Here is an 11,918-nt window from a genome sequence, read left to right as displayed (position 1 = left end):
CCCCTGTCGAACATCTGGCCGGAAGGCGCAACTGTATCCGAGACGTATGAAACACGTAAGGGTCGTTACGCCCGGTTACGGTCTATAAGTGGTGACATGCGACACGAGGGGCGTCAAATGCAACGTAACTAACAGGTTTCACAGCCGGGGGAGCCGGGAAGCGAGCGCTTGTTCCGCGCCTCCTTGTTGCGGGCCGCCAGCAGATCGTCGGCCGGATAGCCGACCTCCTCCAGCGTCAGCCCGTGCGGCCGTACGACGTGCACGGCGGAGTCCCGCACCCCGGCGGCGAGCACCTTCCCGGGCCACTCGGGACCCCGGTGCCCGTCCCCCACGAACAACAGCGCGCCGATCAGCGACCGCACCATGTTGTGGCAGAAGGCGTCCGCGCGGACCGTGGCGGTGATGATCCCGTCCCCGCCCCGCACCAGGCTCAGCTCCTGGAGCGTCCGGATCGTCGTGGCCCCCTCGCGCTTCTTGCAGTACGCGGCGAAGTCGTGCTCCCCGAGCAGCGCGCCGGCGGCCTCGTTCATCGCGTCCACGTCCAGCGGCCAGTCGTGCCACAGCACGTGGTTGCGGAGGATCGGGTCGACACCGCCGGGGTTGTCGGTGACCCGATAGGCGTACCGGCGCCACACGGCCGAGAACCGCGCGTTGAAGCCGGACGGCGCCGGTCGCAGCGCCCACACCCGCACGTCCTTCGGCAACCGCCCGGCGAGCCGCTTCAGCAGTTTCTGGTTGTGCTCGCGCCAGACCCCCTCGGGCAGGTCGACGTGCGCCACCTGACCGCGCGCGTGCACACCGGCGTCGGTCCGCCCGGCGACGGTCAGCTCGTAGGTCTCCCGCGACCGGGTCACCGTGCGCAGGGCGTCCTCGATCTCGCCCTGCACGGTCCGCCGGCCGCCGGCCTGCTTGGCCCAGCCGTGGAAGTCGGTGCCGTCGTAGGAGACGTCGAGGCGGACCCGGACGTACCCGGGCTGTACTTCATCACTCACGGGGAAATCCTCTCAGGTACGCGAAAGCGGGCCCGCCCCCGGAAGGGACGGGCCCGCTTACGCGTCAGGCGGAGCCTCAGGCGTCCTTGGACTCCTCGGCCGGAGCCTCGGCGGCCTCGGTCTCCTCGACCTTGGTCTCCTCGGCCTCCTTGACCGCGCGCTTGGTGGCGGCCTCGGCCTCACTGGTCGCCTGCTGCGCGACGGTCAGCGCCTCGACCAGCTCGATGACGGCCATGGGCGCGTTGTCGCCACGGCGGTTACCGATCTTGGTGATGCGGGTGTAACCACCGGGACGGTTCTCGTACCGCGGGCCGATCTCGGTGAAGAGCGTGTGGACGATGCCCTTGTCCGTGATGACCTGGAGCACCTGGCGGCGGTTGTGAAGGTCGCCCTTCTTCGCCTTGGTGATCAGACGCTCGGCGTACGGGCGCAGGCGGCGGGCCTTCGCCTCGGTGGTGGTGATACGGCCGTGCTCGAAGAGGCTCTTCGCGAGGTTCGCGAGGAGGAGCTTCTCGTGCGCGGCGCTGCCGCCCAGACGGGCACCCTTGGTGGGCCTCGGCATGGTTCTTCTCCTGTGTGTCTGCCCCGGCCGTGTCAGGTACCGGAGTCAGTATCCGAGCAGACGGTTGTCTGTCGGAGATCCGGGCGTCCCCGCGGGGGCGCCCGGAGGACCGTCGGTCCCGAGCTCCTAGTACTGCTCGGTCTCGACGAACCCGGCGTCCGCGTCGTCGTCGGCGCCGAAGGCGTCGGCGGCGGCGGTCGGGTCGAATCCGGGCGGGCTGTCCTTCAGGGCCAGGCCCATGCCGGCCAGCTTCGCCTTGACCTCGTCGATCGACTTCGCACCGAAGTTGCGGATGTCGAGGAGGTCGGCCTCGGAGCGCGCGACCAGCTCACCCACGGAGTGGATGCCCTCACGCTTGAGGCAGTTGTAGGAGCGGACGGTGAGCTCCAGCTCCTCGATCGGCAGCGCGAGGTCGGCGGCCAGGGCGGCGTCCGTCGGGGACGGGCCCATGTCGATGCCCTCGGCGTCGATGTTCAGCTCGCGGGCGAGACCGAACAGCTCGACCAGGGTCTTGCCCGCGGAGGCCATGGCGTCACGCGGACGCATCGCCTGCTTGGTCTCGACGTCGACGATCAGCTTGTCGAAGTCGGTGCGTTGCTCGACACGCGTGGCCTCGACCTTGTACGTGACCTTCAGCACCGGCGAGTAGATCGAGTCGACCGGGATACGGCCGATCTCCTGGCCCACCTGCTTGTTCTGCACGGCGGAGACGTAGCCGCGACCGCGCTCGACGGTCAGCTCCATCTCCAGCTTGCCCTTGCCGTTGAGCGTGGCGAGGACGAGGTCGGGGTTGTGCACCTCGACACCGGCCGGGGGCGCGATGTCGGCGGCGGTGACCAGACCCGGGCCCTGCTTGCGCAGGTACATCACGACCGGCTCGTCGTGCTCCGAGGAGACGACCAGCTGCTTGATGTTGAGGATCAGGTCGGTGACGTCCTCCTTGACGCCCGGCACGGTGGTGAACTCGTGCAGCACGCCGTCGATCCGGATGCTGGTGACAGCGGCGCCGGGGATCGAGGACAGGAGGGTACGGCGGAGGGAGTTGCCGAGGGTGTAGCCGAAGCCCGGCTCCAGCGGCTCGATCACGAACCGGGAGCGGAACTCGTCGACGACCTCTTCGGTCAACGAGGGACGCTGAGCGATCAGCATGTGTGGATCAGATCCTTCTTTCGTGGACGCCCGCTATTTGACGCCCGACGGAGACCGCACTCGTGAGAAGCGCGGGTACTGCAAGGGTACGGGCGGCACGACCCGAAGGAGCCGTACCGCCCGGCACTCTCTGCGGGGGGAGATCCCCCCACGACCCTGAACCGCTCGGCGAAGCAGCCGTGCGTCAGACGCGGCGGCGCTTCGGCGGGCGGCAGCCGTTGTGCGGGGTCGGGGTGACGTCCTGGATGGAGCCGACCTCGAGGCCCGTGGCCTGGAGGGAACGGATCGCGGTCTCACGACCGGAGCCCGGACCCTTGACGAACACGTCGACCTTGCGCATGCCGTGCTCCTGGGCGCGGCGGGCAGCCGACTCGGCGGCCATCTGCGCGGCGAACGGCGTGGACTTCCGGGAGCCCTTGAAGCCGACGTGGCCGGCGGAGGCCCAGGAGATCACGTTGCCGGACGGGTCCGTGATCGAGACGATCGTGTTGTTGAACGTGCTCTTGATGTGCGCGTGGCCGTGAGCGACGTTCTTCTTTTCCTTGCGGCGCACCTTCTTGGCAGCGCCCTGACGACCCTTGGGGGGCATCTACAAACTCCTAGGGAGGTGGTCGGTCCTACAGCGAAGACCGTGGACAGGCATCCGCTGCGGACTACTTCTTGCCCGGCTTCTTCTTGCCGGCGATGGCGCGACGCGGGCCCTTGCGGGTGCGGGCATTGGTGCTGGTGCGCTGGCCGCGGACGGGCAGACCACGACGGTGACGGAGACCCTGGTAGGTACCGATCTCCACCTTGCGGCGGATGTCGGCCTGGATCTCACGACGGAGGTCACCCTCGGTCTTGATGTTGTTGTCGACGTACTCGCGGATCGCGACCAGCTGCTCTTCGCTCAGGTCGCGGACGCGGGTGTTGGGGTCGACGCCGGTCGCAGCCAGCGTCTCCTTCGAGAGGGTCCGGCCGATGCCGAACACGTACGTGAGCGCGATCTCCACACGCTTTTCGCGCGGGATGTCGACACCGGAAACGCGTGCCATTCAATGGCTCCTGGTGATTCTTCGGAGGTCTTCCACAGAACCGGCTCCCGGCCGCCGTACTAGGTACGAACCGGGTCCCCGGCCTCCGAACCGGGGGTGTCGGGCTGGATGGCCCGGGCTCTGCGTATGAACATATTCAGCTCGCGTCGCGCGAAACTCTGCGATAGCGGTGCAGAGGGTGGTCGTGCGTCAGCCCTGGCGCTGCTTGTGGCGCGGGTTCTCGCAAATGACCATGACCCGACCGTGACGGCGGATCACCCTGCACTTGTCGCAGATCTTCTTGACGCTCGGCTTGACCTTCATGGGGTGAGGTTCTCCGGGTCAGTGCCAGCGCACCGGGCGGGCCCGGCGCTCGGGCAAGATCTACTTGTACCGGTAGACGATCCGGCCACGCGTCAGGTCGTAAGGAGACAGCTCCACCACGACCCGGTCGTCAGGGAGGATACGGATGTAGTGCATCCGCATCTTGCCGCTGATGTGTGCCAGGACCTGGTGGCCGTTCTGGAGCTCGACCCTGAACATGGCGTTCGGCAGAGACTCGACGACAGTGCCCTCGATCTCGATGGCACCTTGCTTCTTGGCCACGCTTCGCCCTTCGAATCGACTACCTTGATCGACTCTGACGCGCACCGTTTGTAAGCATGCAGGCATGCGGGTGCACAAGAGCCGACGAGTCAGTCTACGTCGGCGCACCCGGAAAGGCGAATCGAGAGAGTCTGCCCCATGGGAGTGATCCCTATGCCAGCGGGTCCGGTGCCGCGGTGACCCCGTGCTCGGCCAGCTTCGCGCGGCCGCCGTCCGGGGCCGTCAGTACCAGCGGGCCCTCGGGCGTCAGGGCCACCGAGTGCTCCCAGTGGGAGGACCAGGTGCCGTCGGTGGTGATGACCGTCCAGTCGTCCTGAAGGACCTCGGTGCGCGGGGTGCCGAGGGAGACCATCGGCTCGATCGCCAGGCAGAAGCCGGGCACCAGCTTGGGGCCCTTGCCGCGCCGGCGGTCGACGTAGTTCAGCAGGTGCGGGTCCATGTGCATCTCGGTGCCGATGCCGTGGCCGCCGTAGTCCTCGATGATGCCGTACCGGCCGCCGCCCGGCTTCGGCTGGCGGCGGATGTACGTCTCGATCGCCCGGGAGACGTCGACCAGGCGGTTGCCCTGCTTCATCGCCGCGATGCCGGCCCACATCGACTCCTCCGTCACCCGGGAGAGCTCGAGCAGCTCCGGGGCGTGGCCGGAGCCCACGAACGCCGTGTAGGCGGCGTCGCCGTGCCAGCCGTCGACGATCGCGCCGCAGTCGATGGAGATGATGTCGCCGTCCTTGAGGACGACCTCGTCGGAGGGGATGCCGTGGACGACGACGTCGTTCACGGAGGTGCAGATGGTGGCGGGGAAGCCGCCGTAGCCCAGGAAGTTCGACTTCGCGCCGTGCTCGGCGAGGACCTTGCGGGCCACCTCGTCCAGGTCCTTGGTGGTCGCGCCCGGGACGGCCGCTTCGCGCGTCGCCGCGTGGATGGCGGCTACGACCAGGCCCGCCGCCCGCATCTTCGCGATCTGCTCGGGGGTCTTGATCTGCACCATGGGGGCCTGCGCTCTCCGTCACTCACGTCGACTGGGATACGTACACAACAGTACGGCCGCGGCGCCCTCGGCATCTCCCGGCCGACGTCCGGGAGGAGGGCACCGCGGCCGGGAGGACCGGGGTCCTAGTGCTCGGCCTTCTCACGCTTCAGGGCCTCCAGCGCCCGCTGCGTGATCTCGTCCACCGGGCCCAGGGAGGAGATCGTCACGACCAGGCCCTGCGCCTTGTAGTAGTCGATGATCGGCTCGGTCTGCGTGTGGTAGACCTCCAGCCGCGTGCGGACGGTCTCCTCGGAGTCGTCGTCGCGCTGGTACAGCTCGCCGCCGCAGACGTCGCAGACGCCCTCCTGCTTCGGCGGGCTGTACGTCACGTGGAAGACGTGCGAGGAGTCGTTGCGGCAGATGCGGCGGCCGGCGATGCGCTTGACGACCTCGTCCTCGGGGACCTCCAGGTCCAGGACGGCGTCCAGCGTGATGCCCTCGCCGCGCAGCAGCTCGTCCAGCGCCTCGGCCTGCGAGACGTTCCGCGGGAAGCCGTCCAGCAGGAAGCCCTTCTCCGCGTCCGGCTGCTCCATGCGGTCCTTGGCCATCGCGATGGTGACCTCGTCGGGGACGAGGTTCCCGGCGTCCATGTAGGACTTGGCGAGCTTGCCCAGCTCGGTCTGCCGGCTGATGTTGGCGCGGAACAGGTCGCCCGTGGAGATGTGCGGCACGGCCAGCTTCTCGGCGAGCCGGACGGCTTGCGTTCCCTTACCGGCACCCGGCGGCCCGACGAGGACGATACGCATCAGCGGAGGAACCCTTCGTAATTGCGCTGCTGGAGCTGGCTCTCGATCTGCTTCACCGTCTCAAGTCCGACACCCACGATGATGAGGATGCTGGTCCCGCCGAACGGGAAGTTCTGGCTCGCGTTGAAGCCCACCAACGCCATTGTCGGTACGAGAGCGATCAGACCCAGATACAGCGAACCCGGCCAGGTGATCCGGTTGAGCACGTAGCTCAGGTACTCAGCGGTCGGTCGGCCAGCCCGGATGCCCGGGATGAAGCCACCATACTTCTTCATGTTGTCGGCTACTTCCTCGGGGTTGAAGGAGATAGCCACGTAGAAGAACGCGAAGAAAACGATGAGCAAGAAGTACGTAGCGATGTAAATCGGGTGGTCGCCCTTGGTGAGGTTCTGCTCGACCCAGGTCTTCCAGCCGGACTTGCCCCCCGCGAACTGCGCCACGAGCGCCGGGATGTAGAGCAGCGAGGAGGCGAAGATGACGGGAATCACACCCGCCTGGTTCACCTTGAGCGGGATGTACGTGGACGTACCACCGTAGGAACGGCGGCCGATCATGCGCTTCGCGTACTGCACCGGGATGCGGCGCTGGGCCTGCTCCACGAAGACGACGAGCGCGACCATGACCAGGCCCACGGCGATCACGGTGCCGAACTCGATCCAGCCGCCGGCCAGCGTGCCCTGCTTCTTGATCGCCCACAGCGCGGACGGGAAGGTCGCGGCGATCGAGATGAACATCAGGATCGACATGCCGTTGCCGATGCCGCGGTCGGTGACCAGCTCACCGAGCCACATCACGACGGCCGTACCCGCCGTCATGCAGATGACCATCGTGATGGTCGTGAAGATCGCCTGGTCCGGGACGATGCTCGTGGCGACCGAGCAGCCGTTGAAGAGCGCGCCGCTGCGCGCGGTGGCGACCAGACCGGTGCCCTGGAGGATGGCCAGCGCCACCGTGAGGTACCGGGTGTACTGCGTGATCTTCGCCGTGCCGGCCTGGCCCTCCTTCTTCAGGGCCTCCAGGCGCGGGATCACCACGGTCAGCAGCTGAAGGATGATGCTGGCCGTGATGTACGGCATGATGCCGAGCGCGAAGACCGTGATCTGGAGCAGCGCACCACCACTGAACATGTTCACGAGGCCGAAGAGGCCCTGGTTGCCCTGTGCCTCGGTCACACACTGCTGGACGGCCTTGTAGTTGACGCCGGGGATCGGGATGTGGGTACCGACCCGGTAGACCACGATGATGCCCAGCGTGAAGAGCAGCTTCTTGCGCAGGTCGGGCGTCCTGAACGCCCGGGCGAACGCGGTGAGCACGGTGCCTCCTGCGACCCCCGCGCAACTGCGTCAAGGGTGACGGTCTTGAGGTTCGACGAATACGGAAAAGAACAGTGCAAGCCACCTTACCGGCGACACTGCCCCCCTAGGAACGACCAACCGGGGATACCTCATTGTGAGGTATCCCCGGTCGGGTTCGTCTACGTCATCGACGCTTCGTCCGAAAGACTCAGACGAGCTCGGTGACCGTACCGCCGGCGGCGGTGATCTTCTCCTTGGCGGACCCGGAGACGGCGTCGACCGTCACCTGGAGCGCCACGGAGACCTCGCCCTGGCCGAGGACCTTGACGAGGCTGTTCTTGCGAACGGCACCCTTGGCCACCAGACCCTCGACCGTGACCTCGCCACCCTCGGGGTAGAGCGCGGCCAGCTTGTCGAGGTTCACGACCTGGTACTCGGTCTTGAACGGGTTCTTGAAGCCCTTCAGCTTCGGGAGGCGCATGTGGAGCGGCATCTGGCCACCCTCGAAGCGCTCCGGAACCTGGTAACGGGCCTTCGTGCCCTTGGTACCACGACCGGCCGTCTTACCCTTCGACGCCTCACCACGACCGACACGGGTCTTGGCGGTCTTGGCGCCGGGGGCGGGACGGAGGTTGTGGATCTTGAGCGGGTTCTGCTCCGCCATGATCAGTCGACCTCCTCGACCGTCACGAGGTGGCGGACGGTGTGCACCATTCCGCGGAACTCGGGGCGGTCCTCCTTGACGACCTGCGTGTTGATGCCCTTGAGACCAAGGGAACGCAGGGTGTCACGGTGGTTCTGCTTGCTGCCGATGTAGGACTTGACCTGCGTGATCTTCAGCTGAGCCATCACGCACCCGCCCCGGCACGAGCACGCAGCAGAGCCGCGGGGGCGACGTCCTCGAGCGGCAGACCACGGCGGGCCGCGATCTCCTCGGGACGCTGGAGACCCTTCAGGGCCTCCACGGTCGCGTGCACGATGTTGATCGCGTTGTCGGAGCCGAGCGACTTCGACAGCACGTCGTGGATGCCGGCGCACTCGAGCACGGCGCGCACCGGACCACCGGCGATAACACCGGTACCCGGGGACGCGGGCTTGAGCAGCACGACGCCGGCAGCCTTCTCACCCTGGATGGGGTGCGGGATGGTGCCCTGGATACGGGGGACCTTGAAGAAGTGCTTCTTGGCCTCCTCAACGCCCTTGGCGATGGCGGCCGGCACCTCCTTGGCCTTGCCGTAACCGACACCCACGGTGCCGTCACCGTCGCCCACCACGACCAGCGCGGTGAAGCTGAAGCGACGACCACCCTTCACAACCTTGGCGACGCGGTTGATCGCGACAACGCGCTCAACGTACGCGGTCTTCTCGGCGGCAGCAGCGCCGCCGTCACGGCCCTTCCGGTCCCGCCGCTCGCCGCCACCGGCACCGCCACCGCGGCGCTGGGGTCCAGCCATTGGAATTACCTCTCTCTGTTTCCGCTAGCTACGGAACCGGCTCAGAACTTGAGCCCGGCCTCGCGGGCGGCGTCCGCCAGGGCGGCGATGCGCCCGGCGTACTGGTTACCACCACGGTCGAACACGACGGCCTCGACACCGGCGGCCTTGGCGCGCTCGGCGACCAGGGCGCCGACCTGCTTGGCCTGCGCGGACTTGTCGCCCTCGCCACCGCGGATCGAGCTGTCCAGAGTGGACGCCGACGCCAGGGTGTGGCCCTTCAGGTCGTCGATCACCTGCGCCACGATGTGGCGGTTGGAGCGGGTCACGACCAGACGGGGGCGCTCCGCCGTACCGGAAAGGTTCTTGCGGATCCGGATGTGACGGCGCTTGATCGCGGCGCGCTTGTAGGCGTCGCCCTTGAGGATCTTCTGCCCGTATGCCATGGCTTACTTACCCGCCTTTCCGACCTTGCGGCGGATGACTTCGCCCTCGTACTTGACACCCTTGGCCTTGTACGGGTCGGGCTTGCGCAGCTTGCGGATGTTGGCCGCAACCTCGCCGACCTTCTGCTTGTCGATGCCCTCGACCGAGAAACGGGTCGGGGACTCCACCTTGAAGGTGATGCCCTCGGGGGCCTCGACGAGGATCGGGTGGCTGTAACCGAGAGCGAACTCCAGGTTCGAGCCCTTGGCGGTCACTCGGTAACCGACACCGCTGATCTCGAGCTTCTTCACGTAACCCTGGGTCACGCCGGTGATCATGTTCGCCACCAGCGTGCGGGAGAGGCCGTGCAGGGCCTTGCTCTGACGCTCGTCGTTGGGGCGGGTGACGCTCAGCACGCCGTCCTCACCCTTGGCGATCTCGATCGGCGCCACGACGGTGTGGGTCAACGAGCCCTTGGGGCCCTTGACCGAGACCGTACGGCCGTCGATGGTGACGTCCACGCCGGCGGGAACCGCGATGGGGAGCTTGCCGATACGCGACATAGCTGTTTCCTCCGTTCCCTTCTGCTACCAGACGTAGGCGAGGACTTCCCCACCCACGCCCTTCTTGCCGGCCTGCTTGTCGGTGAGGAGCCCGTGCGACGTGGAGATGATCGCCACGCCGAGGCCGCCCAGCACCTTCGGCAGGTTGGTGGACTTCGCGTACACCCGGAGACCGGGCTTGGAGATCCGCTTGATGCCCGCGATGGAGCGCTCACGGTTCGGGCCGAACTTCAGCTCGAGGACGAGGTTCTTGCCGACCTCGGCGTCCTCGACCTTCCAGCCCGTGATGAAGCCCTCCTGCTGGAGGATCTCCGCGATGTGCGACTTGATCTTCGATGCCGGCATCGTCACGGAGTCGTGGTATGCCGAGTTCGCGTTCCGCAGACGCGTAAGCATGTCTGCGATCGGATCAGTCATGGTCATGAATTGGCCTTCGGCCTCTCTCGCCGGGGTTTCCTGGTGCGCCATCCCTCTCCCCGATCCGAGACGGGACGGGTGCGGCGCGGTGGACCTACGGCGTAGTAAGTCGTACGGGCGGCAGACGCCCAACCCCACAAGCCTAAGGCATGCGAGGGAGGGCCTCTGCCGACCAGATGCTTACCGAGAGCTTCCGGAATCCCTGAAGTGCGGGATTACCAGGAGCTCTTGGTCACGCCCGGCAGCTCGCCACGGTGAGCCATCTCACGAAGGCACACGCGGCACAGGCCGAACTTGCGGTACACGGAGTGCGGACGGCCGCAGCGCTGGCAGCGCGTGTAGCCACGCACCCCGAACTTGGGCTTGCGAGCAGCCTTAGCGATCAGAGCCTTCTTCGCCATCTCGCTCACGCCTCCTTGAACGGGAAGCCGAGGTGACGAAGGAGCGCGCGGCCCTCAGCGTCGTTGGTCGCCGTGGTGACCACGGTGATGTCCATACCCCGGACGCGGTCGATCTTGTCCTGGTCGATCTCGTGGAACATGACCTGCTCCGTGAGACCGAAGGTGTAGTTGCCACGGCCGTCGAACTGCTTGGGGGACAGGCCGCGGAAGTCGCGGATGCGCGGGAGCGCGAGCGACAGGGTGCGGTCCAGGAACTCCCACATGCGGTCGCCACGGAGCGTGACGTGGGCACCGATCGGCTGACCCTCACGCAGCTTGAACTGCGCGATGGACTTGCGGGCCTTGGTGACGGCCGGCTTCTGACCGGTGATGGTGGTCAGGTCGCGGATCGCGCCCTCGATCAGCTTCGAGTCACGGGCGGCGTCGCCGACACCCATGTTGACCACGATCTTGACGAGGCCGGGAACCTGCATGACGTTCTCGTACTTGAACTCGTCACGCAGCTTGCCCGCGATCTCCTCGCGGTACTTCTGCTTCAGACGCGGAGCGGTGGTGGTAGCCATCAGATGTCCTCACCCGTCCGCTTGGCAACGCGGATCTTGTTGCCTTCGTCGTCGAAGCGGTAACCGACACGCGTGACGACCTTCTGACCGTCCTTCTCAACGACCAGCTGGACGTTGGAGACGTGGACCGGCGCCTCGGTCGTGACGATGCCGCCGGCCTGGGAACCGCTGGCGGTCGGGCCGGCCTTGGTGTGCTTCTTGACCCGGTTGACACCCTCGACCAGGACACGCTCCTCGCGCGGGTAAGCGGCAATGACCTTGCCCTGCTTGCCCTTGTCCTTACCGGTGATGACCTGGACCAGGTCGCCCTTCTTGATCTTCATGCTTACAGCACCTCCGGCGCGAGCGAGATGATCTTCATGAACTTCTTCTCGCGCAGCTCACGGCCGACCGGGCCGAAGATGCGGGTGCCGCGAGGGTCGCCGTCGTTCTTCAGAATGACGGCGGCGTTCTCGTCGAAGCGGATGTACGAGCCGTCCGGACGGCGGCGCTCCTTGACGGTGCGAACGATGACCGCCTTGACGACGTCACCCTTCTTCACGTTGCCACCGGGGATCGCGTCCTTGACGGTGGCGACGATGACGTCACCGATGCCCGCGTAGCGGCGACCGGAGCCACCGAGCACACGGATGCAAAGGATCTCCTTCGCACCAGTGTTGTCGGCGACACGCAGTCGCGACTCCTGCTGGATCACGTCTATCTCCTGATCGTCTGCCGGTTCC

At 66.8% G+C, this 11,918-nt stretch carries 20 protein-coding genes; all 20 read right to left on the bottom strand.

The genetic code is table 11. The annotated features are described in order from the left end of the window. Positions 1–128: 128 nt before the first annotated feature. The 20 genes from truA to rplN all read right to left on the bottom strand — a co-directional run bounded on the left by truA (position 129) and on the right by rplN (position 11,890). The gene (gene truA / locus IF37_RS0122470) at positions 129–992 is read right to left on the bottom strand and encodes a tRNA pseudouridine(38-40) synthase TruA (protein ID WP_030745272.1); all 864 of its coding nucleotides are present in this window, start codon (positions 990–992) and stop codon (positions 129–131) included. Between the two features lie 76 nt (positions 993–1,068). Next, complete coding sequence (gene rplQ / locus IF37_RS0122465) at positions 1,069–1,554, bottom strand: 50S ribosomal protein L17 (RefSeq protein WP_030745270.1); 486 nt, start codon at positions 1,552–1,554, stop codon at positions 1,069–1,071. Between the two features lie 126 nt (positions 1,555–1,680). Then, the gene (locus IF37_RS0122460; RefSeq protein ID WP_003966937.1) at positions 1,681–2,703 is read right to left on the bottom strand and encodes a DNA-directed RNA polymerase subunit alpha; all 1,023 of its coding nucleotides are present in this window, start codon (positions 2,701–2,703) and stop codon (positions 1,681–1,683) included. A gap of 184 nt (positions 2,704–2,887) precedes the next feature. Further along, on the bottom strand, positions 2,888–3,292 hold the full coding sequence (gene rpsK / locus IF37_RS0122455; RefSeq protein WP_003956432.1) for a 30S ribosomal protein S11: 405 nt from the start codon (positions 3,290–3,292) through the stop codon (positions 2,888–2,890). A 64-nt stretch (positions 3,293–3,356) separates the two neighbouring features. Beyond that, positions 3,357–3,737, bottom strand: coding sequence for a 30S ribosomal protein S13 (rpsM, locus tag IF37_RS0122450; protein ID WP_030745266.1), 381 nt, complete (start codon positions 3,735–3,737; stop codon positions 3,357–3,359). A gap of 189 nt (positions 3,738–3,926) precedes the next feature. Then, complete coding sequence (gene rpmJ, locus IF37_RS0122445; RefSeq protein ID WP_003998809.1) at positions 3,927–4,040, bottom strand: 50S ribosomal protein L36; 114 nt, start codon at positions 4,038–4,040, stop codon at positions 3,927–3,929. A gap of 60 nt (positions 4,041–4,100) precedes the next feature. Further along, a complete protein-coding gene (gene infA, locus IF37_RS0122440) occupies positions 4,101–4,322 on the bottom strand; it encodes a translation initiation factor IF-1 (RefSeq protein ID WP_004927214.1) in 222 nt (73 codons plus the stop codon). A 151-nt stretch (positions 4,323–4,473) separates the two neighbouring features. After that, entirely contained in the window at positions 4,474–5,310 is an 837-nt protein-coding gene (gene map / locus IF37_RS0122435) for a type I methionyl aminopeptidase (protein ID WP_030745263.1), read from the bottom strand. 125 nt (positions 5,311–5,435) lie between these two features. Then, on the bottom strand, positions 5,436–6,098 hold the full coding sequence (locus IF37_RS0122430) for an adenylate kinase (RefSeq protein WP_030745261.1): 663 nt from the start codon (positions 6,096–6,098) through the stop codon (positions 5,436–5,438). After that, complete coding sequence (gene secY, locus IF37_RS0122425; protein WP_030745259.1) at positions 6,098–7,411, bottom strand: preprotein translocase subunit SecY; 1,314 nt, start codon at positions 7,409–7,411, stop codon at positions 6,098–6,100. The genes IF37_RS0122430 and secY overlap by 1 nt, the downstream gene beginning before the upstream one ends. Before the next feature lie 190 nt (positions 7,412–7,601). Continuing rightward, positions 7,602–8,057, bottom strand: coding sequence for a 50S ribosomal protein L15 (gene rplO / locus IF37_RS0122420; RefSeq protein WP_030745257.1), 456 nt, complete (start codon positions 8,055–8,057; stop codon positions 7,602–7,604). Positions 8,058–8,059: 2 nt separating this feature from the next. Then, positions 8,060–8,242: a 50S ribosomal protein L30 gene (gene rpmD / locus IF37_RS0122415; protein WP_003974250.1), complete on the bottom strand. Its 183-nt coding sequence runs from the start codon at positions 8,240–8,242 to the stop codon at positions 8,060–8,062. Further along, a complete protein-coding gene (gene rpsE, locus IF37_RS0122410) occupies positions 8,242–8,847 on the bottom strand; it encodes a 30S ribosomal protein S5 (RefSeq protein WP_009190144.1) in 606 nt (201 codons plus the stop codon). Before rpsE ends, rpmD begins: the two co-directional genes overlap by 1 nt. A 41-nt stretch (positions 8,848–8,888) precedes the next feature. Continuing rightward, positions 8,889–9,272, bottom strand: a complete 384-nt coding sequence (gene rplR, locus IF37_RS0122405) for a 50S ribosomal protein L18 (protein WP_030745253.1) — start codon at positions 9,270–9,272, stop codon at positions 8,889–8,891. Positions 9,273–9,275: 3 nt separating this feature from the next. After that, a complete protein-coding gene (gene rplF / locus IF37_RS0122400; RefSeq protein WP_030745252.1) occupies positions 9,276–9,815 on the bottom strand; it encodes a 50S ribosomal protein L6 in 540 nt (179 codons plus the stop codon). 24 nt (positions 9,816–9,839) lie between these two features. Next, positions 9,840–10,238 carry a 30S ribosomal protein S8 gene (gene rpsH / locus IF37_RS0122395; RefSeq protein ID WP_007384075.1) on the bottom strand — a complete coding sequence of 133 codons (399 nt, stop codon included), beginning with the start codon at positions 10,236–10,238 and terminating at the stop codon, positions 9,840–9,842. Between the two features lie 209 nt (positions 10,239–10,447). Continuing rightward, on the bottom strand, positions 10,448–10,633 hold the full coding sequence (locus tag IF37_RS0122390) for a type Z 30S ribosomal protein S14 (RefSeq protein WP_003948630.1): 186 nt from the start codon (positions 10,631–10,633) through the stop codon (positions 10,448–10,450). 5 nt (positions 10,634–10,638) lie between these two features. Next, positions 10,639–11,196 carry a 50S ribosomal protein L5 gene (gene rplE / locus IF37_RS0122385; RefSeq protein ID WP_030745251.1) on the bottom strand — a complete coding sequence of 186 codons (558 nt, stop codon included), beginning with the start codon at positions 11,194–11,196 and terminating at the stop codon, positions 10,639–10,641. Continuing rightward, complete coding sequence (rplX, locus tag IF37_RS0122380; protein ID WP_030745250.1) at positions 11,196–11,519, bottom strand: 50S ribosomal protein L24; 324 nt, start codon at positions 11,517–11,519, stop codon at positions 11,196–11,198. Before rplX ends, rplE begins: the two co-directional genes overlap by 1 nt. Positions 11,520–11,521: 2 nt before the next feature. Then, complete coding sequence (gene rplN / locus IF37_RS0122375) at positions 11,522–11,890, bottom strand: 50S ribosomal protein L14 (RefSeq protein WP_003998823.1); 369 nt, start codon at positions 11,888–11,890, stop codon at positions 11,522–11,524. Positions 11,891–11,918 lie beyond the last annotated feature (28 nt).

This window comes from Streptomyces sp. NRRL S-31 (genome assembly GCF_000718775.1).
Classification (GTDB): Bacteria; Actinomycetota; Actinomycetes; order Streptomycetales; family Streptomycetaceae; genus Streptomyces.
The sequence above is the reverse complement of the archived record's forward strand: the minus strand, read 5'-3'. Positions and strand labels throughout refer to the sequence as shown.